The following is a 20,481-nucleotide window of genomic DNA, read 5'->3' as shown; positions in this document are numbered from 1 at the left end:
GCATATTTTTCAGTCGGGCAATGCATGCAGCCTTATATTATTTCAAGTTTTTTTTAACTTTTGTAAATTATTTGAAGCTACTGCGTATTACCTGAACCGGGCCGAACCCTTATGAGCCATTTCATGCCTCCTGAAACCACCATGAGCGGCCAGCGCCCGGTATCGCCCCCGGATTACCTGATGAACCTCCCACTCCTGACCCTCATTGCCGCGCTGTTATTCATTTTTCCAAAACCCGCACTGGCCCAACAGCACGGCCTGCGCTTTGCGAGTTACGAAGTACTGCAAGACCAGCGCACGACACTGAACATCACACCTGCTAAACCTGTATGCTTTTCTGAAAAACTGGAACTGACTTTCGACCTGGCGTTCGTGCCGAAGCAGAAGACTTATTTCGGTTACATTTTTCGGCTTATCGGCAACGATAAGCATAACATCGACCTCGTTTACGACAACGGCATCGCCGCGGCCAATGGTCGTTTCCGGGTAATCACCGGCGACCGGCTCTCGTCCATAGCATTCAACCTGCCCGATAATATACTGTTCGGCAGCGGCACGCGGTTCCGCGTAAACCTCGATGCTACGGCCCGCAAACTGACCATCGCCGCAGGTGGCAGGACGTTCGCCCAAACGATCGATCTGGCGCCCGGCAGCTGTTTCCAGGTACTTTTCGGAGCCAACCAGCACAAGGTTTTTCAAACGACGGACGTACCGCCGATGACATTGGCCGACATTGAACTGACGCTGGACGGCAAAACAACCGGTTCCTGGCCGCTCGACGAGCGTTCCGGCGCGACGGCGCATAATGGAAAGGGCAAAACGGCGGCCGTCAGTGAAAATCCGGTGTGGGTAGAAAGGCTGCGCGAAGTATGGCAGCCGCGCAAACGCATCATTACGAGCGGATTTGCCTGTACCGCCCTCGACCAGAAAAGGGAGACGCTCTACCTGATCGGCGAGGACAGCCTGCACTCCTATTCGGTGGCGAGCCAGGTGGCTGTCGCTTACCCCTACGCTTCGGGCAGGCTTCACCTGGCAAAAGGCAACCAGGCGTTTGTGGATACTGCTAGTGGCAATTTGTACACCTATAATGCTGACCAGCAACGCATTGCTCGTTTCGATTTTACAACCCGCAAATGGGACAACAACTTCATTTTCCCGATTCCCGAAAGCTCTACCGAGTATTGGCATTCCAACAAGTTTTACTCTGCGCCCGACTCGTCGCTTTACGTGTTCGGCGGCTACGGGCATCTGACCTACAAAAACAGCATCCACCGGCTGCATTTGCCGACCGGGCAATGGAGCCCTGTGGCCGCCGATACGGGCATTTTTACGCCGCGGTACCTCGCTGCGGGCGGGTCGGGTGCAAAGGGAATGTACCTGCTGGGTGGGTATGGCAGCCTTACCGGTCAGCAGATCCTGAACCCGCGTAACTGGAACGACCTCTTGCTTTTTAACCCTGAAACAAGGCATTGGACGAAAGTGTACGAAACCGGCGCGGACCTGCCGAACCTCAATTTTGCTAACTCGCTGGTCTTCTCGGACAACCATTTCTACGCATTGACGTTTCCCAAAAACCGGTATAACTCGGCATTGCAACTGATGCAGGGCTCACTCGAAAAGCCTGCATTTAAGTCTATTTCAGCCGCTATCCCCTATTCTTTCCACGACACGCATTCCTTCGCCGACCTGTTTTTCTGCCCCGGCAGCAAGCAGCTGGTCGCCCTGGCGATGACGCGCAGCGAGGACGACAAGCAGACGGTCCTTCACGTGTATACGCTCCTCACGCCCGTACGCGAGACCAATGCGGAAGTAGCGATGGCTGCGGGCGAGGAGGTTCCGGTGTGGCCTTTTGTACTTGGAGCGGCGGCATTGGCCGGCATTGCCGCCTGGCTGTATTACCGCAGGCGAAATGCACCTGCACGTCCGGACACGCGTCGCGAGCAGGTGCAAGGCATTGAACCGGCCGTTATCACACCCGCCAGGAAAACCGTCACGCCCGCATATGCGCCCGCGAGAAACAGCATTGCCCTGTTCGGCGACTTGCAGGTGACCGACGCGAACGGCACCGACATTACCCAGGCATTTACGCCGCTGATCAAAGAACTTTTTCTCGTGATATTGCTGTATACGATCCGCTGGAAAAGGGGTATTAATTCGGATAAACTGCGGGAATTGCTGTGGGCGGACAAAACGGCCGAGAGCGCGCGAAACAACCGCTCGGTGAACCTGACGAAGCTGAAAGCGATCCTGGCGCGGATGCCGCATTGCCAGATCGTGATGACGGCGGGGCACTGGAAGCTGGATTTTGACGAAAACGAGGTGCAGATCGATTACCTCGATTTCCTGAACATTACGTCGGCCAAAACAATAGACCGGGCGATGGTGGAGGCGTTGATCAACATTACCAACAAGGGAAGCTTCCTTTCGAATATGGAATTCGAATGGCTGGATGCATTCAAATCGGAGATTTCCAATATCGTTGTCAATACCTATCTCAATTACGCGGGCAGCGTGCCGGTGTCGGACGATGCCGAGCTGATGATCCGTTTGGCCAACAACATTTCCTACTTCGATCCGGCCAACGAGGAGGCGATGATCCTCAAATGCAAATCTTTTGCATTGCTGGGGAAGCATTCGCTCGCCAAAAGCACATTCGAAAGCTTCACGCGCGAGTACAGCAACATTTACGGCGAAGAATTCCGGCGCGAGCTGCCCGATATCCTTAAATCGGAGGTATAAGACGCCGTTATCTTTTGGTATACCGCAACCCGACCGACAGACCTATCTGATAAGGTTGTATTTTAAATGGATTATCCGGGTTACGGAGCTTCGAAAAGCTGTATTCGAGGTACGGGCCAACGGTCATGAGCACATTGTTACCCGCGAAAAGCTCTTTGCCAAAACCTACATTCAACCACACGAGATTTCTTTCCGAAGTAAGGTCGCGGTTGAATTCCGCTCCGAAATCGCCATAATAGTTCCGCAGGAAATGCGAACGGCGCACAGTATGCTTCTTCACGCTCACACCCAGCAGCCGCACGGTACTGTTTTCCTGCTGCGGGATGCCTTTGCGGACCACCTCGTAGTTACCCGACAAATCGGGGCCGACCTGGAATTCGCTCGTAGCGATCTCGTACCGGTACGACTGCCTGAACTGCCCGTAATTGAGCAAAAACTGGAAGCCCTTGCGCTCTGCGCCGGCAGATAATTTGAACCCGACAGTCGCGGCGGAAATCTTGGTAGGCAATTGGAAATTCTGATACACGACGCCATTGCCGGGGCGCACGGTAAGTATCTGGAACGTACGCAACGGGGTGAACGAGGTAATGAGGCTCCAACGTTCTCGGGCGAAGTAATCGTACCGTTTCCTGGGCTCTCCGGGCGTCACGAGGCTATCGGGCTGCCATGCATATTGAGGAAGGGCCAATGGCCTGTGATCCAGCACCCCGATGTCTTGATCGGCCATCGACGGCCCTTCCAGTACTTTCTTATCGTCGGGATCCTTCGCCAAACTGTCGGTTGCCCGGGCAGCGAATACCTTATTCAATTCATTTTCAAAAAACGTCCTGTCTTCCGGTGACACGTCGCTATTTCGGACCCACACCGATCCGAACGACGGGTCGGCCTTCACGATTTCAATCCATTTGACGAGGTCCGCCCGTGTTACCCGATACGTGCGCTTGCGTGCGCGGGTTGCGTGGGTTACGGATTTAAATGCGCTATCGTACTCTTTCTCAGGCTGCTGAACCTGGGAAACCGGCTTTCTCAAAGCAGCCGTTCCGGAAGGCCGCGTAGCAGAAATGCCAGGCCTTGCCGTATTAACGCGGGCTTTTGGTTGCGCGGTCACGACATCCACGTTCCTGACGCGCTCGACGGCCGGCTGCGACCCGAAATAGACCGTCATAGTGAGCCCGATGAGCAGCAGCAGCGAGGCGATCAGCGTGGTTTGCACTATGCTTTTATTGCCCGGCAGCGCGCCCAGGACCTTTTCGCGCAGGGTAGGGTCCGGCAGTCGTTCAAAATTGTCAAATCGTTCTTTGAGGGCTTTCCGCAATTCCTCATCGATACGCTCGTCAGAAGATTTCATATTGCGTGATTCCTTTTTCCTGTAATTTCTTCATAAGTAAATTCCTCCCCCGCAAAAATTGCGATCGTGAAGTGCTATCCGATATGCCCAGCATGTCGCCGATTTCGGCATGCGTGTATCCATCGATCAAATGCAGGTTGATAATCATCCGGTAGCCGTCAGGCAGGGTATTGATCACGCCCAGCAAAAGGTTCATATCCATTTGGGCAATCACCTTACCGTAGTCGCCCGAATCTATTTCACGTTGAAAATCGTCGAGGTTCGTGTGCAGCTGCTGTTCCTTGGTGGTTCGGTGGTAATAATTGATCGCCGTCCGGATCACCACCGATTTCACCCAGCTATCGATCACTTCCACGTTCCTCAACTCGTTGATATTCTTAAAAACTTTGATAAACCCCTCCTGGAATATGTCTTCGGCCTCGGCCTTCGTTTTCGCGTAGCGCATGCAAAGCCCGAGCAGCCTGGATTTGTACCGCTCATAGAATGCAGTCTGTGCCCTGGTATCGCCGGCCTGACAAGCCCGTACCAGATCGGCCAGCGAACTGTATTTTTTGCTTCGAAAAAAGGTCATTCAGAGGGGTTGAGAAGTGTATCGTTGAAAACAATTACTTTTTGCTCATCGGTATAGTGCTGTTTGATAGGTCATGCTTACGAAATTCCCATCCTGGTCGAAACTCATTCGGCTGCTCTCCTCTGTCCCCTGCAAGTTTAAAACGTAACCTGTTCCGACCGGGTCGGAAAATTTATAACCTTCCGCCAGTTTCATCGCGGCAAATGCCGATGAATTTTTAATAAAGGTCTGGATTTTTTCAGGCAATTCGTCAATATTGTAATAAAAAGCTTCCGCCCTGTAAATGGTATTGATCAATTTGGCAGTACGGTCAAAAACAAATTCATAGCCGGTACCAGATGCCGTCGTGGCGCTGATCAGATATTGTCTTTCATTTTTTTCCGTAATAGCGATTCGCACGGTAGAAATCCGCAGCTTCTCGCGGTCGAAAAAAGCGAGGATCGGCGTAGGCATCGCATTGATTTCATCCTGGAAAATCTGGTAGGTGAATTTCACATAAGGCTCGATCCGGATCGTGAACCGCGCCGGGTTTAAAGGCTTGTGCTCAAACCAGCTCAACAGGTAATTCTGACCTTTCCAGGTGTATTTTGCATTAAAAATTTTGTCCGCATTTACCTGAGGGACAGGTTCTTTATACACATCCGCCTCGCCCCCGCTCACACTCCGCGCCGGCAGCGCCTGGCGCATCGAATCCGGTAATGTGCCGTACATCCGGTACACGCTCAATATCTTTTTCGTATTTAATGCGGCATGAAAAGAATCTCCTTTCAATTTGTAATATACCTCATACAATTTGTCCTTTTCAATCGATTGAAAAGTGGCATTGGTTGCGTCCGGATATGCATCAGACATAACCTTGATCACCGATTCCGGGAGGTTTTCCGGTGGAACCGTTTGCTGGTCCTTATAATTGCTGCAACCCGTCAAATACAGGAAGCAAACAAATGATAGCAACAATTTTCGGGTAAAACTTTTTTCATTCATAGCATCAATTCATGTGATCGCCGGGGTGCCAAATCAAAATTTCAATATAATGATACGCCATATTTATGCTCCTCGTCACGGAATTCGACATCTGTCAACCAGGCTGCACGCATCGTAAAAACATAGGTAATCGTATCCTTTTCCGAAGGCTGTTCTACCAGGATCCGGATGCGCTCCGGGGTGGCTGCCCGGCGGGCTTCTTCCACGCCGCGGTACAACGGCGCGGGTACGTCGGCAACATAACCCGTTTCGGGGCGCCAGTCGGAGCGCGACAATGCGCCCGCAATGGACCGGATGCTTTCGGGTAACGTAAATCGGATCATTTTCCGGTCGGAATCCCATTCCCATTCACCGCTTTCGGTGAGCGATCGGGGCAAGAGCATAAACTTGAATTCGCCAAACGGGATCTTGCCGTAAGCACCGGTCATGCTGCCTTCGCTCACCGTTCCTTTTCCGTAAAGGCCGCGTGTGAACTGCATGGCCACGAAAGGCACCACGTCATTGAGGTAATGCGAGCTGAGTATCGGGGAGCTCTCCCGGACGTTCACCATCGCGACCTGCTCTTCCTGCTGGCGGGAAATCTCCTCGATCCGCCAGTACCTTTCCGGCACCACCATCCTGCCCAGGAACTGCGCCTTGGTGATCAACTGCTGCTCCGGCTTTATCTTTTGTGCATCGTCGCACGACACCAGCAGGAGAAGCATCACAAAAAAGAGCCCGGACTTCAATATTTTCATGGCCAATAGTCTTCTGATTATGCTTCGAAAACCGCCTGAGCGGCGAATCATGCAGGTAGACACTCAGGTGGGGAAAATCGCTGCACAAAGCATAAAAAAAACTAACCCAGCCCCGGCAGTTTCAGCCCCGAGCCTTTCAGCCCTTCCATCATTTTCTCCTGGATCTCCATTTTGGTATCTACAAAACCGTGGGCGTCGAGCCACACATTGACCATCACTTTATAGCCGTCGGGCTCAATGGAGGAGATTCCGATGCGTCGTGCGGGGACTTTCAGGGCACTTTGGGCATGATCGAGGACATTATTGATCACTTTTTTCACCTCACCGAAATCGATGCTGTTGCTGAATTTCATTTCTACATCCAACCGCCGGCTACCTAATTTGCTTATGTTGATTATGACCTCGTTGGACAGCTTGCTGTTCGGGATCACGACGGTGCGGTTATCGTAAGTTTTCACGACAGTGTAAAAGATCTTGATCGCCTCTACGGTGCCCTCCTGCCCCTGGGCTACAATGTTGTCGCCGACGTGGAACGGTTTGAGGATGAGGATGAGCACGCCGCTCGTGAAATTCTGCAAGGTGCCGGAAAGCGCCAGACCAGCCGCAACGCCGATTGCGCCCACCAGGGCGGCAAAAATGGTCATTTGAATGCCTACGATCTGCATCACGGAGATGATCAGCAGGATACGTAATGTGGTGACGGCCAGACTTAGCAGGAAGGGCGTCAGCGACGGGTCGATTTCCTGCTTGTACATGTGCGCGGTGAGCCACCGCGAGAGAATTTTGATGAGCCAGAAACCGGCGATCAATACGGCAATACCAACCAATACCGAAGGCCCCGTTGCCAGTATCCAGGTGTAGGCCTTGTTATAAAACTGCTCGATTTTCATGATTTGAGTGAATTGAACCAAATTTGAAAATCGCCGGAAAAATCCGTTCCAATGGCGGTTGGCATATTTTTTGATCCTCCTGCTGCATATAATCAAGGAAAAAAGCCAACAGACATGGAAATCCATCATCATCATCAACAACGAACCAGACCTTACCTGGCAGGGGCCGGGAAGTACATCGTGTACCTGGTGCTGGCGGCGATCGCCATCGGGATCGGCGTTTACTTTTACGCGCCAAAGCCCGTCAACAAGGAGGCAAACGAAAGCATGCTGCTTTTTTTGCAGAACAAAATCAGCGACATCGATTTGAAGCTGAAAAACGGGGATAACGACAGCGACCTCGCCACACGGCTCTCCTGGCACAAGTCGAACACCGCACTATATAACGAAGCGAAGACCAATCCCGACAAGCAGGTAAAAAGCCAGCGGGACGTGCTGAAAACTAAAATGGTGCAGGTGCAAACGCGCGACTTTCCCGAGCTGAGAACCGCTTATGTCGACTCTAAAAAGAGCGCGCTCGACGAGCAGCACGTGGGCATCCAACTTTCAGGTGCGCACCAGGAAGTGCTGACTTTCGAGGGGAGCATGTTCAAGCCCGAACAGGTGCAGGAAGATTTCATGAAGAACATCTACGGCATTGTGAACGACCTGCGTTTCAAAAAGGTGGTGTACAAATGGTCCGATGCACCGGACGGATTTCACAATTACGAAATCAAGTCCAAGCAGGACGCCGAAATTTAACAAGGGTAAATAATGAAGCAGCCTGCCGGTAATGCATTCGCATATTCCGGCAGGCTGCTTTTTTGTAACCAAATTCAGTCTTTGTCGGCTGTCTGGGCGGTGGTTTTAATGCGTGCCCTCGATTCGCTGAATTCATTTTTATAAATGCGGACTAACAGCAGCAGGTAGCTGATCAGCAAAGGACCGAAAATGAAACCCCAGAAACCGAAAAGTTTCAGCCCGGCGATCAGGCCGAGGATTGTGATGATCGGATGCACATTTCCCACCTTTTGCAGAAACGTAATGCGCACGAGGTAATCGATATTGCCGATGATGACAGCACTGTACAGCAGCAAACCGATCGCTTTTCCGGTTTCCCCTTTTGAAAAAAGAAAGATCACGAGCGGTAACCAGATCATCGCCGTACCAATCACCGGGAAGAATGCAAACAAACCGGTAATTAGGCCCAGCAATACGAAGTCTTCAATCCCGAAAATCCAGTAACCCGCCAGGGCGATCACACCTTGGGTTAGCGAGATCAGCGGGATACCCAGCGCATTCGCCCTTACCATACCGCAGGTTTCGTCGGCCAGCAGGTCGATATTCTGATGCTTCAGCGGGATAAAATCTTCCAGCGTTTTCTCCATAAACCGGCCGTTTTTGAACATAAAGTAGGCCAGGAACAGGATCATAAGCAGGTTACCGAGCATCGTGGCCGAGCTGTTGAGAATACCCGGAATGAAGCTGGCAGCCTTCTTGCGGATGTCGGCGGTCGCCTCTTTGGTAAGCAGGTCCTGGCCGGTCCATTCGCGGAGCTGGTCCGAAATCGCATCCACGGCCTTGTTCACCTGTTCCGGGTTTTGCATAATGCCTTCGATCTTCTGGAAAATCATTTGCGCCGCAAAGTAAACGGGCGCCACAATGCATGCCATGAATAGTACCATGAACAAGATCGCCGTGAGGCTTTTGTTCCACTTCCGCTGTTCGGTGAGGCGGAAATAGAACCGCCGGCATAAAATGTACAAGGTGAGCGCTCCGAGAAAACCTGGGAAGAAAATGTAAAGCTGCCTGAATACGATCAAGGCCAAAACGATGACAATCAGCAGAAATAGAACCTGGCGAATTCGGTTATTGAAGTCGGAGACCATAGTAAATGTGTTTCAATGTATATACGTAATGCAATTACCATACCAGACCGCTATGGACAAACAAAAAGCGCAGGGCAGCCAGCAGCCCTGCGCTTTTCGATATATTTTCGCGTGGTTACGCGGCCGATTGATCGTCTACCTCTGCCTCCGGCGCATTGTTCTTTACCGATTCAATCCCATTGTCACGACTGGCAACGCTTTCGTACATTTCGCTGCTGCCGATCGCCTGGCCATTGGTCGCCTTCAACACGAAGTAATATTTGTCATTTTTCGAAGTCAGTCGTTCGAAACGGGCATCGTCCTGCGAATTTTTCTTCACCGATTCGATACCGTTTTCACAAGCTGATTTCGTCGTATAACCTTCGCTGCCGAGGATCACCTGGCCATTACCTGCTTTCAGATTGAATTGGAATTCGCCGTTGGCCCTTTTTGTAATTACAAATTTTCCCATGTTTTGAAAGATTGGATTAGGCTTTCAAAATACAATTAACTTTTCTGAAAGCAATATGGCACGAGAAAAACACTATACGTTTTTGGTCAGCTCGCGCAAACGCGCCAGCACCCGCGCACGAAAGGGCTTGCTCACCGGGAAAATGTGCGGCCCGATTTCGACGGTATAATCCCCGAATGCCGTGATTTTACTGAGCGACGCAATTACCGAGCGGTGTATTCGCATAAATCCCTTACCGCTCAGCTTCGCGTCCAGCGCCGCCAACCCCTGCAGGATCACAATGTCCTTCTCGATCGTTTTCACGCGCGCATAATTCCGCACCCCTTCGATAAACAGCACTTCGTTCAGGTATACCTTCACCATTGCCTGGCCCGAGTACAGGTATACGAATGACCCGCGCCGGCGTGCGAGACGTTTGGCCCTCGGCGGCAGGAGACGCCGGAGCACCGGCGGAATGGACTCATAACAGCGGTCTATGCTGGCGACAAAGTCCTCGAACGCAATCGGTTTAACGAGGCAATCGAGCACATATTCGTCGTAGCCCGGTATCCAGCGCTTGCGCCGGTTGGCAAGGAAAATGATCCTCGGCCTGCTGGGAAGCAATTTCAAAAACGCATCGCCCGTGATTTTGGGCAGCATGACATCCATGAAAAGCAGGTCGACGGGATTTTGCTGAAGGTATACCAGCGCATCCACGGCGTCGTAGTAGGTCCCCACGAGTTCCAGCGCATCCAGCTCGCGAATGTACGATTGCAGGATGCCGGCGGTAGACGGTTCGTCGTCAATAATCAGGCACTTGATTTTGTTCATGTATATCCGGACAAAGAATAGTTGTCAAATGTCTGGACCGGCTCAGTCAGTGGGCTAAGCCAAAGGGACGCCCGGCGGGTTCACCGGGCAAGTAATAGCAGGAAACGAGTCGAGTATGAATGCGCCGAAGTACGAAATAATTCCGGAATTCTCCAACGCCTGGCCCAATGTCATGCGACAATCGCATATTCGGGCGACTATTCACCCGGCCATTTCTTAAAATCCATTGCTTTTGCCTGGCTGATAATCATCTCATTTTCAGTAGTTGGCGCAAGTGTCAGTTTAATTTTATAGTTGAAAAACGCATTAATCTGCCGCACACAATGCACGCTGATGATAAACCGGCGATTGGCCCTGAAAAACCCACCCGGGTTGAGCATTTAAATCTAAGCGGGACCGGTGTGTTTATCAAAATTCAAGACAAAAATGCTTATATTTGAACATACCATCAGCGATATCCCAGCCAGTTCCGGCACATTACGCTTATCCCTTTCAGGACACCACAAAAACACCGTCATGACGCACGGCCATCCCAGGCCGGGCAAGGCTTTCGTGTTTTTTATTCAAACCCCTTCTGATATGGAAACAAACAGTTCCTCCCAGGCCATCCCCTATTTGCGGGGCAGGGTCATTGCGCCCAACGATGCTGATTACGACACTGCCAGAAAAGTTCATAACGGGATGATCGATAAACGCCCGGGCCTCATTGCGCAGTGCGCGGATGAAAATGATGTCGCCCATGCAGTCCGTTTCGCCCGCGAACACGGGCTGGTGGTAGCAGTGCGCGGCGGCGGCCACAACGGCGCCGGGCTTGGCGTATGTGACCAGGGGTTAGTCATCGATCTGTCGCAGATGCGGCAGGTTACCGTGGACCCGGAAGCACAGACGATACGCGCACAAGGCGGATGCCTGCTGGGTGACCTCGACAAGGCCGGCCATCCGCACGGGCTGGCCGTACCGACGGGTATCAATGCCACCACGGGCATTGGAGGCCTCACGCTGGGCGGCGGGCTGGGCCATTTGACGCGCTTCGCCGGCCTCACTATCGATAACCTGCTCGAAGCCACGGTGGTACTCGCCAGCGGCGACATCGTAACGGCCTCTCCGGCTATCAACGAGGATTTGTTCTGGGCCATCCGGGGCGGCGGAGGGAATTTCGGGGTGGTGACATCCTTCCTTTTCCGTGCCCACAACGTGCACACCGTGTACGGCGGACCGATGTTCTGGGATATCAGCGAGGCCAAAGCCATGATGGAATGGTACCAGGATTTTATCAAGCAGGCTCCGGACACGGTCAGCGGCTTCTTTAACTTTCACAAAATACCGCCCGCACCCATATTTCCTGAACAATACCATTTACATCTCATGTGCGGTATCGTGTGGGCCTGCATCGACGAGGAGGAAGCGAACGAAGTTTTTGAAATGGTACGTAAATTCCGCAAGCCGCTGATCGACGCCGTAGGGCCAATGCCGGTGCCGGTGCTGCAAACGATGTTCGATGATTTGTTTGTGCCCGGTCTGCAATGGTATTGGAAAGGCGATTTTGTCAAACAACTCAGCCCCGAAGTCATGGACGTGCATATCCGGCACGCGCACCGCATTCCCAACTTCTTCTCGGGCATGCACCTCTACCCCATCAATGGCGCCGCCGGCCGCGTACCGAACGACGCTACCGCCTGGAGTTACCGCGACGCGACCTGGTCGATGGTGATTGCCGGCGTATCGCCCGAGCCGTCCGAAAAGGATGTGGTGACTAATTTCGCCCGGGACTACTGGCAGGAGCTGCACCCGCACGGCGCCGGCGGGGCTTATGTCAATTTTATGATGGAAGAAGGCGCCGACCGTGTCAAAGCCACCTATGGCAGCAATTACGACAGGCTGGTTAAAGTAAAAAGTAAATACGACCCGGATAACGTGTTCTGCGTCAACCAGAATATCCGACCTGTTTAAAGCAAAACGTGCGGACCGTCAACGGCCCGCACGCTGCATGTTAAAACAACACCCCTTCGTCATCGGACTTTTTCGGCGGGGTGTAAACGTCTTCGGTGACCGTGGATGAATCAGCGGCGCATTCGCCTGTATAATCGGCGGGGCGGTTGAACGGGCCCTTGCGATACTGGACGAGGGTCTGGTCGTTATAAACCTTCTGCATGAACGATCCCCATGCGGGCATGGCCACGCGCCCGCCCTGCCCGAGCGCGAGCGTACGGAAGTGGATGCTCCGGTCCTCGCCGCCAACCCACACGCCGGCCACGAGGTTGTGCGTCATGCCCATGAACCAGCCGTCGGAATGGTTTTGCGAAGTACCGGTTTTGGCGGCGATCTCGTTGCCTGCCGTCACCCCGTACTGGTGCAGCCGGCCGGCCGTACCGCCCGGATCTTCCACGGCACCGCGCATGAGGTACAGCATATTATAGGCCATTGTTTCGCTCAGTTCCTGGCTTTGCTGCTCGTGGAACTCTGCCAGCAGCTTGCCGTGGCGGTCCTCGATGCGCAGGATTGTCATCGGCATCACCTTGTACCCTCCATTGGCAAATGAACAATAGGCCGATACCATTTCGTAAACGGAAACATCGCCCGTACCGAGGCACAATGCAGGTGTAGCGGGCAGCTCGCTCGTAATGCCCAGCTTGTGCGCGTAGTCCACCACGGTGTTCGCTTTCACCATTTTCATGATATTGGCCGTCACCGAGTTCACCGATTTCCCCAGCGCCTGCCGCAGCGAGAGCGGCTGCTCGGAATAGACGCCATTCGAGTTTTTCGGCGTGTAATCTTCGTTCACATCGTCGATCCCTGCCTGGAATGTTACCGGCGAATCCATGATTTTTTCGCAGGGCGTAATGAAATTTTTGTCCAGCCCGGCCGTGTATACAAACGGCTTGAACGTCGAGCCCGGCTGGCGGCGGCCCTGCTTCACGTGGTCGTACTGGAAATATTTGAAATTAATGCCTCCTACCCACGCTTTCACGTGCCCGTTGCGCGGGTCCATGGCCATCATGCCCGCGCGAAGGAATCGTTTGTAATATTTAATGGAGTCGATAGGGCTCATGGTCACTTCCTTTTCGCCGTCCCACGAGAACACCTTCATCTTATAAGGCTTGTTCATGACCTTCCAGGCTTCTTCCTCGCCTAGCTTGTTTTTCAGGAGGTTGAAATAGGGCAGGCGGCGAACAGCCGTGTTGATGAAGCCCGGAATTTCCTTCCCGTCCTCGTCGATCCACGGGTTACGGCCTTTCCAGTGATCACTGAAAATTTTCTGCTGTTCCTGCATATGCCGGGTAAGCGCCTCTTCCATGTACGATTGCATGCGCGAGTCGATGGTCGTGTAAATGCGCAGGCCGCTCGTGTAGAGGTTAAGGTCGGTGCCGTTTTCCTCGTTGTACAATTTCACCCAGGCTTTCAGGTAGCCGCGCATCGATTCCCAGAAATACGGCGCCGGCCCGTTCGCATGCGTTTCCATCGCGAATTGAAGCCCCAGCGGTTTATCTTTCAGCAGGTTAAAGTCCTCTTCCGTAATATCGTCGTACTTCCGCATTTGCGCGAGTACGGTATTGCGGCGGTTGATCGCATTCTGCGGGAACCGGACCGGGTTATAGATCGTCGGGTTCTGAAGCATACCCACCAGCATGGCCGATTGGGGAATGTCGAGTTCCGACACGTCGGCATTGAAATACGTTTTAGCCGCGACTTTGATCCCGAACGCATTGTTCCCGAACGACACGGTATTCAGGTACATCTGCATGATTTCCTGCTTCGTGTATTTCTTTTCGAGGATAATGGAGAGAATCCATTCCTTCGTTTTTGCGATCACGATGCGCACGCCGGGGATTTTGCTCAATGAGCCCTCAAACTCTTCCGAACGGGTGTTGAAGAGGTTTTTCGCCACCTGCTGGGTCAGCGTACTGCCTCCGCCGGAGCTCGCATTGGCGGTGAGGATGCCCTTTGCCACACGTAAAAGGCTACGCGGGTCAATCCCCGAATGGCTGATAAAACGGGTATCCTCTGTGGCGATCAACGCGTTGATAAGGTTGGGGGAAATATCGGAGATCTCGACGGGCGAGCGGTTCTCTATCAGGTATTTACCGAGCGATTTGCCGTCCTGCGAAATCAGCTCGGAAGCGACCTCGCTTTTCGGGTTTTCGAGTGCTTTCAGGTCGGGCATGCCGCCGAAAAGCCAGAAGAAGTTGTAGTTGACGGCCGCAATGTAAAAAATCAGCAGGGCCAAACCGATACCGAAGGCGCGCCAGAGGTTTAGGATAGTACGCCGGTATTTCCCGGGTTTCAATTGAATCATGTAAGTGCAGAGTAACGTCTAATAAACCGACCAAATAAACGAATTTGATCCACAAATCAGCTATTAGAACGTAACCGGGGCAATTTTCGCCATTATTTGGGAGAAAATATTTAAACATACATTCTCCCAAATCACTACGCCACGCCGCCCTGCAAGGCGAAATCCAGCCGCTTTTTATACTCGTTCGGGGTGTAGCCGGTTTCCTTTTTGAATAACCGTGAAAAATACGGCGGGTTTTCGAAACCGAGCAGGTAGGCTGTTTCCGCCACGGTTTTATCCGTGCTGTGCAGCATATTCTTGGCTTCCGACACGAGAAAAATGTGGATCAGCTCGATGGCCGTTTTACCGGTCTCCTGTTTGAGCAGATCGCTCAGGTAGCGCGGCGAGGTTTTGAGCATATCGGCCATCAGTTTTACGGACGGCAGCCCTCTCTCCTGGAAATTTCCCTGCCCGAAATAGCTGGCAAGACTTTCATTAAAGCGCGAAACCGTGGTACCCGACAATTGCGTCCGGTTGATGAACTGGCGTTTGTAAAACCGCTGCGAATATTTTAGCATCGAATCCAGGTGCGTGAGCATAATGTCGCGGCTGTATTCGTCGGTATTGTTGTAGTGTTCTGTTTGAATGCGGGTGAAAAGGTCCCAGATAATCTGTTCCTCCCGCTCCGACAAATGGAGGGCCTCATTGGCCTCGTAGTCGAAAAAACCGTATTTCTTTATCTCGGAATGCAAAGGGTGGCCATTGAGGAAATCTTCGTGGACGTAAAGCATAAAGCCCCTTTCTTCCAGTTCGATATTGCTGATCTCGATGACCTGCCGTGGCTTGGAGAAAATCATCGATCCATTTTCATGATCGTACTTCGTGCGGCCGTAAAGGATATGCCCCGCCTTGATCTTTTTGAATGCGATCAGGTAAAAATCCGTCGTGAACTCGCGGTTGCCCACCGTGCAGCTTTTCAGTTCGTCGCAGGTAAACATGCTGATCATAGGGTGCTCCGGTGCCGGCATGTTGCTGCTTCGGCGCAGCTCGGTAATCGTTTTGTAGTGTTCCATTGTTTTGAAACGGTTAAATCTGCACCCGTTACAGGTGCAGACCCCCAATTTAATCAATCATTACTAACATTCAATCAGGCCGTGATTTCGCCAACGGCGGCGCCTCCGTGTGCAGCGTCGGCCACTTCTTTCCATTCTTCCCAGGTGGCGAGGCGGTCGGCGTAGACCTGGCTCAGCCAGGGGAGCCCCACTTTACCAAGGAAAATTCGCAACGGAGGGTTTTCTTCGTCCACCACTTTCAGGATCGCGTCCGAAGTAGCGGCGGGATCGCCGATCGTATCGGGGGTTAATCCGGCGTACAATGCCGCTTTCACGCCGTCGTACAGGGCAATCGGTTCGCTGTGGACCGCGGAAGCGCCGCCCCAGTCGGTCGAGAAGCCGTTGGGTTCCACGAGCGTGATCTTGATACCGAAGTCTTTGACTTCCGTCGCCAGGGTTTCGCTTAGCCCTTCCACGGCCCATTTGGACGCGTTGTAAAGCCCCAGCACCGGCAACGTAGCCACGCCAAGCACGCTTGACACTTGTAGGATATGGCCGCCGCCCTGTGCGCGCATCACGGGAATAGCCGCCTGCGTCACCCAAAGCAAGCCGAAAACGTTGGTTTCGATCTGGTCGCGTGCTTCTTTTTCACTCGTTTCTTCAATCGTCCCGAACAACCCGTAGCCGGCATTGTTGATCACGACATCGAGGCTGCCGAAATGCGCAGCTGCCTGCTGAACGGCGGCGAAGCTGGCCGCGCGGTCGTTCACATCCAGCTGAATGGGCAGCAGGGTGTCAGGATATTGTGCTGCGAGTTCTTGCAGCGTTTCAATGTTGCGGGCAGAAGCGGCCACTTTATCGCCTCTTTGCAAAAAAGCCTCGGTCCATATACGGCCAAATCCCTTGGAAGCGCCGGTAATAAAAATAGTTTTTGACATGGTTGACAATTGTTTTTGTGTTTTGATGCTACAAAATTACCGGGTCGCCACCGTCCGCATCTTATACAAAAATCCGTAAATGAGATACACTTTTACGTTGCCGCAATGAGCAGCGCCGATCCTGGTCGCGGGCTGCAAACGGGCGCTTTCAACCATTGAAAGGAACGCACCTTTTTTCAAATGGCGTGTCGTATATTTATGCCTCCAACGCCCAGCTTAGCACCATGAAAAACGAAGTACTCGACGTATCCGGAATGCGGGCATTGCCGCTCGACCTCGATTCGGCCATTTCGCTGATGCCGTACGTCCGCTTCCTAGAAAAGCGCATTGCCGAAGAACGCACGCTCAAATCGGCTTTTTATAAAAATATCCTCCACCATTTCCGCGAAAACAACCTGCCCGAGGGCGACATTCCCCTGGAAGAAGCCGCGCAGTACAGCGACTTTTTCGAATACATTTACGGCACACTCTCGGCCCCGCTCGCATCGGAACACCAGCTGGCGTGGGGCATGAGCTTTCCATTGTACCCCTACATTTTTTACGGCACCGACCTGCTTTTTGAAATGCTCAACACGAAGCCTTTCGAGCAGCATTACGAGTTGCAGAAAAATCCCGACGATTACCAGCGCGAACGTCTCCACCTGATTTATACCCTTATTCTCCAAAGGCTGTACAATTTTCAGGTACCCGTTAAAATACAACAGTACCATGCATGGACCGACGTGCATACCGGCCTCCTTCGCTATTTTGAAGTATTGGTCAGCCCCGAGTTTGTGGAGGTGTCCGCAAAGAAAGAATTGCCGGAACTCAATTTTGTGGAGATATACGCGCATTTCAGCGAAAAAGACGGGCATTTGCAGTTGCAGAAAATGCTGCCGCTGGGTATGTTCAAATTCAGGGGCTTCGCCGTGATTACGGTCACCGACGTTACCGCGCGGATGGCCGTCGAGAATATCAAAAAGGTGCAATTCAACCGCATTCCCGGCGATAGCCCTTCGCGGTACCAGCGCATTATCCAGTCGCTGAAAACACTGGTACAGAACAACCGCATCGAGTTCGATCTCTTCCCGTTCGTACGGGTGAACGGGCAGGCGGTGTACGGGTATGAGCAGGCAGGCACGGGCGTACTTTTTCAGATCTGGGGCGAAAACCGCCTCACGCCGGAAGAATTTCGCCGGCAGGCCGAAAGCTACGCCGCCAAGCCCGTGTCGTTTTTTTCATCTGATATTCAAAGTGAAGACGCCCGGCAGATCGGCTGGCTGACGCCGTTCCGCAACCTGAATGTGCGCTCGCTGGCATTGGTACCGCTTTTTGTGGAACAAAAACTCGTGGGCGTGCTGTGCATGCATACGTGGGAGGACGAGCGTTTCGATGAGAAGAAAATGGCCTGGCTCGAAATGGCATTCGCGCCCGTGGCCCAACTGCTCAATATCTATATCGAAGAGTTCAACCTCGAACTCGAAGGCATTATCAAGGAGAAATTCACGTCGATACAGCCCGCCGTGCAATGGAAGTTCAACGATGCCGCCTGGCATTACCTCCACCGCCGCAAAAAAGGCCTGCCGGAAGTAAGCGAAAACATCGCTTTTTTCGACGTATACCCGCTGTATGGCGCCATCGACATCCGTAATTCCACCAACGAGCGCAACACGGCCATCCGCGCCGACCTGGGGCATTACCTCGGCAAGCTCGATGAGCTCCTGAATGCCCTCCTGCCCTTCGACCGGTCGTCGCTCATGCAGGAGCTGCGTTTCCATACTTCCAAATGGCAGCAATCCGTTCAGCAGGGCGAACTGAACAGTACTTCTGAAAACAACCTGACCAACTTCCTGAACGAAGAAGCACGCAACTACCTGGTGCATTTGTCGCAGCAGGATGCGCGCACGACTGCCCTCATTGAAGACTACCTCGGCCTCACGCACGCCGCGCAGGGCGAGGTGCACCGCAACCGCCAGAATGTGGACCGGTCGATGGAGCTCATCAACACGGCCGTGAACCGGTATTTCGAAGACGAAAAAGACACGCTGCAACAGTCATACCCCTGCTATTTCGAGAAATTCAGGACGGACGGCATCGAATACGATATTTACATCGGCCAATCCATCGCGCCGGACAGGCCGTTCAGCCATTTTCATTTGAAAAACCTGCGGTTATGGCAGCTGTCGTCGATGATCGAAGTGGCCAAACTGACCCGCAGCCTGCTGGCCGACATGCCGATGGCGCTGCATACGACGCAACTGATATTCGTACACAACCACATGATCGATATCAGCTTCCGGGCCGATGAACGTAAATTCGACGTCGAAGGCGCGTACAACATCCGGTACCAGATGATCAAGAAACGCATCGACAAGGTACGGATCAAATACTCCGACGAACGCCTCACGCAGCCCGACAAGATCGCCCTCATTTACCTGCACCACCGCGACATCGAGGATTACCTGCCGTTCATCCACTATTTGCAGGAAACCAATGCATTAGACCCCGTTACCGAAGAACTCGAACTCGAAGACCTGCAAGGCCTGAGCGGGTTGAGGGCACTGCGGCTGGGGATCGTGTACAACCCGGCTAAATAAGAGGATCTACGCATAACAGCAATTCAAGTCTACTCCACAGTGTCGGTCCCGACTCCGGCGCAGTGGAATATATTGTTTATTTTAATTCAAACATTATTTGGACTTATTACAAATAGACTATATTTGCACGTCCACAAGCGCACGCTGCAATGCATTTGCCTGCGCTATTTTACTACTCATTTTTCTCAAATCATGTTAAAAAAACAACTTCTCGCTATTGCTTTTCTACTTTGCTGTTCCGCTCAGCTTTTTGCTCACGCGCTTTGGATTCAGACTGCGCCAAAAGGAAAAGCCGGGCAAAAACAGTCCATTAAAATCATCTATGCCGAGCCGGGCGACAAGCCCGAAAAACTGGGCGAGTGGTATTCGGATGTAAAGGAATTCGAACTCTGGCTCATCGCCCCCGATCAGAAACGCACCAAATTGGCGACCGTAGCTGCCGACGACCATTTCACCGCAGAATTCACTCCCGACCAGCAGGGCGTATACACGCTATCGGTGGGACATACTGCGAAAGAGCTGGGCGGTACCACTGTTTATCAGTTCAATGCCAGCGCATTAGTAACCGTGGGCAAAGCCGATGCCGGTAATAATCCCGGTGCTAATGTAAACGAACTAAGCCTTTTTGCAGATCCCGCTAAAACTTACAAAGTAAACAGCCCGCTCGACCTGCGCGGTATTGCCAAAAACAATGGCAATGAAAAACTGTATATATCGGTAGCGTCGCCTTCGGGATGGAGCAAGCAAATCAGCACCGACGAAAAAGGTTTGGCGGAATTCGTTCCGCTTTGGCCGGGAACCTATTTCATCGAAGTTTCCAAAAGCTGGAAAGATTCGGGAACGCATAATGGGAAAGAATACAAGGCGTTCTGGCGCAGCGCTACTTTGCTGGTAGAAGTTGGAAAATAGTTTTTCAAAAGAGCATTCATCCGCATGTCCTTGTACGAACAAATCAGCGCTTATTGCATCCACCATAAAATACGTTTGGCTGAAAAACGGGTAATTGTGGCCGACCAGTTGCTGGTCACCAATGAATATACCGATGGGGATACGTTATGGCGGGATATGCGCAGCCGCGGGATCAAGATCAGCCCTGCGACGGTCTACGAATCGCTCAACTGGCTCGTAAGCGCGGGTTTTGCGGAGCGCCGTTTTGCGACGGACAGCCGCAAAAACCTGTTCGGCATTCCTGAACCCATCAGGAATGCGGCGGATAACTGACGTAAAAAATGCTGTTTACCAGA

18 protein-coding genes are annotated in these 20,481 nt (G+C 52.5%); 6 read left to right on the top strand and 12 right to left on the bottom strand.

Translation table 11 applies throughout. The features are described 5' to 3' along the window. The first annotated feature begins 111 nt into the window (after window positions 1-111). On the top strand, window positions 112-2,739 hold the full coding sequence (locus H144_RS0116520) for a Kelch repeat-containing protein (protein ID WP_084599973.1): 2,628 nt from the start codon (window positions 112-114) through the stop codon (window positions 2,737-2,739). 7 nt (window positions 2,740-2,746) lie between these two features. Here H144_RS0116520 and H144_RS34715 read toward each other — a convergent pair whose 3' ends face one another. The 5 genes from H144_RS34715 to H144_RS0116495 form a co-directional block, all read right to left on the bottom strand. Then, on the bottom strand, window positions 2,747-4,087 hold the full coding sequence (locus H144_RS34715) for a hypothetical protein (protein ID WP_019943200.1): 1,341 nt from the start codon (window positions 4,085-4,087) through the stop codon (window positions 2,747-2,749). Continuing rightward, the gene (locus tag H144_RS0116510) at window positions 4,074-4,658 is read right to left on the bottom strand and encodes an RNA polymerase sigma factor (RefSeq protein WP_019943199.1); all 585 of its coding nucleotides are present in this window, start codon (window positions 4,656-4,658) and stop codon (window positions 4,074-4,076) included. Before H144_RS0116510 ends, H144_RS34715 begins: the two co-directional genes overlap by 14 nt. 45 nt (window positions 4,659-4,703) lie before the next feature. Beyond that, complete coding sequence (locus H144_RS0116505; protein ID WP_229207919.1) at window positions 4,704-5,510, bottom strand: hypothetical protein; 807 nt, start codon at window positions 5,508-5,510, stop codon at window positions 4,704-4,706. 173 nt (window positions 5,511-5,683) lie between these two features. Further along, a complete protein-coding gene (locus H144_RS0116500; RefSeq protein WP_019943197.1) occupies window positions 5,684-6,379 on the bottom strand; it encodes a hypothetical protein in 696 nt (231 codons plus the stop codon). Window positions 6,380-6,480: 101 nt separating this feature from the next. Continuing rightward, window positions 6,481-7,269, bottom strand: a complete 789-nt coding sequence (locus H144_RS0116495) for a mechanosensitive ion channel family protein (RefSeq protein WP_019943196.1) — start codon at window positions 7,267-7,269, stop codon at window positions 6,481-6,483. A 114-nt stretch (window positions 7,270-7,383) separates the two neighbouring features. Between H144_RS0116495 and H144_RS0116490 the strand changes: the two genes are divergently transcribed. Next, a complete protein-coding gene (locus H144_RS0116490; protein WP_157504771.1) occupies window positions 7,384-8,010 on the top strand; it encodes a hypothetical protein in 627 nt (208 codons plus the stop codon). A gap of 74 nt (window positions 8,011-8,084) precedes the next feature. On the opposite strand, the gene H144_RS0116485 is transcribed toward H144_RS0116490, so the two are convergent. The 4 genes from H144_RS0116485 to H144_RS35115 form a co-directional block, all read right to left on the bottom strand. Continuing rightward, window positions 8,085-9,137, bottom strand: coding sequence for an AI-2E family transporter (locus H144_RS0116485; protein WP_019943194.1), 1,053 nt, complete (start codon window positions 9,135-9,137; stop codon window positions 8,085-8,087). A 115-nt stretch (window positions 9,138-9,252) separates the two neighbouring features. After that, window positions 9,253-9,588: a YegP family protein gene (locus H144_RS0116480; RefSeq protein ID WP_019943193.1), complete on the bottom strand. Its 336-nt coding sequence runs from the start codon at window positions 9,586-9,588 to the stop codon at window positions 9,253-9,255. A gap of 72 nt (window positions 9,589-9,660) precedes the next feature. Then, on the bottom strand, window positions 9,661-10,398 hold the full coding sequence (locus H144_RS0116475) for a LytR/AlgR family response regulator transcription factor (protein ID WP_019943192.1): 738 nt from the start codon (window positions 10,396-10,398) through the stop codon (window positions 9,661-9,663). Window positions 10,399-10,595: 197 nt separating this feature from the next. Then, window positions 10,596-10,778, bottom strand: coding sequence for a LytTR family DNA-binding domain-containing protein (locus H144_RS35115; RefSeq protein ID WP_019943190.1), 183 nt, complete (start codon window positions 10,776-10,778; stop codon window positions 10,596-10,598). A 199-nt stretch (window positions 10,779-10,977) separates the two neighbouring features. Here H144_RS35115 and H144_RS0116460 point away from each other — a divergent pair, with 199 nt between their 5' ends. After that, window positions 10,978-12,348 carry an FAD-binding oxidoreductase gene (locus H144_RS0116460; protein WP_026350751.1) on the top strand — a complete coding sequence of 457 codons (1,371 nt, stop codon included), beginning with the start codon at window positions 10,978-10,980 and terminating at the stop codon, window positions 12,346-12,348. Window positions 12,349-12,388: 40 nt separating this feature from the next. Here the strand turns inward: H144_RS0116460 and H144_RS0116455 are convergent, their stop codons facing one another. The 3 genes from H144_RS0116455 to H144_RS0116445 form a co-directional block, all read right to left on the bottom strand. After that, entirely contained in the window at window positions 12,389-14,692 is a 2,304-nt protein-coding gene (locus H144_RS0116455) for a penicillin-binding protein 1A (RefSeq protein ID WP_019943188.1), read from the bottom strand. Window positions 14,693-14,826: 134 nt separating this feature from the next. After that, complete coding sequence (locus tag H144_RS0116450) at window positions 14,827-15,744, bottom strand: helix-turn-helix domain-containing protein (RefSeq protein ID WP_019943187.1); 918 nt, start codon at window positions 15,742-15,744, stop codon at window positions 14,827-14,829. A 74-nt stretch (window positions 15,745-15,818) separates the two neighbouring features. Then, window positions 15,819-16,661, bottom strand: a complete 843-nt coding sequence (locus H144_RS0116445) for an SDR family NAD(P)-dependent oxidoreductase (protein WP_019943186.1) — start codon at window positions 16,659-16,661, stop codon at window positions 15,819-15,821. A 224-nt stretch (window positions 16,662-16,885) separates the two neighbouring features. On the opposite strand from H144_RS0116445, the gene H144_RS0116435 reads away from it, so the two are divergent. The 3 genes from H144_RS0116435 (at window position 16,886) to H144_RS0116425 (ending at window position 20,458) form a co-directional block, all read left to right on the top strand. Next, a complete protein-coding gene (locus H144_RS0116435) occupies window positions 16,886-19,237 on the top strand; it encodes a GAF domain-containing protein (protein WP_033402908.1) in 2,352 nt (783 codons plus the stop codon). 192 nt (window positions 19,238-19,429) lie between these two features. Continuing rightward, the gene (locus H144_RS0116430) at window positions 19,430-20,146 is read left to right on the top strand and encodes a hypothetical protein (protein WP_019943183.1); all 717 of its coding nucleotides are present in this window, start codon (window positions 19,430-19,432) and stop codon (window positions 20,144-20,146) included. Window positions 20,147-20,170: 24 nt separating this feature from the next. Next, window positions 20,171-20,458 carry a transcriptional repressor gene (locus H144_RS0116425; protein WP_019943182.1) on the top strand — a complete coding sequence of 96 codons (288 nt, stop codon included), beginning with the start codon at window positions 20,171-20,173 and terminating at the stop codon, window positions 20,456-20,458. The last annotated feature ends 23 nt before the right edge of the window (window positions 20,459-20,481 follow it).

Origin of the sequence: Dyadobacter beijingensis DSM 21582, from assembly GCF_000382205.1 — a bacterium.
Classification (GTDB): domain Bacteria; phylum Bacteroidota; class Bacteroidia; order Cytophagales; family Spirosomataceae; genus Dyadobacter; species Dyadobacter beijingensis.
The sequence above is the reverse complement of the archived record's forward strand: the minus strand, read 5'-3'. Positions and strand labels throughout refer to the sequence as shown.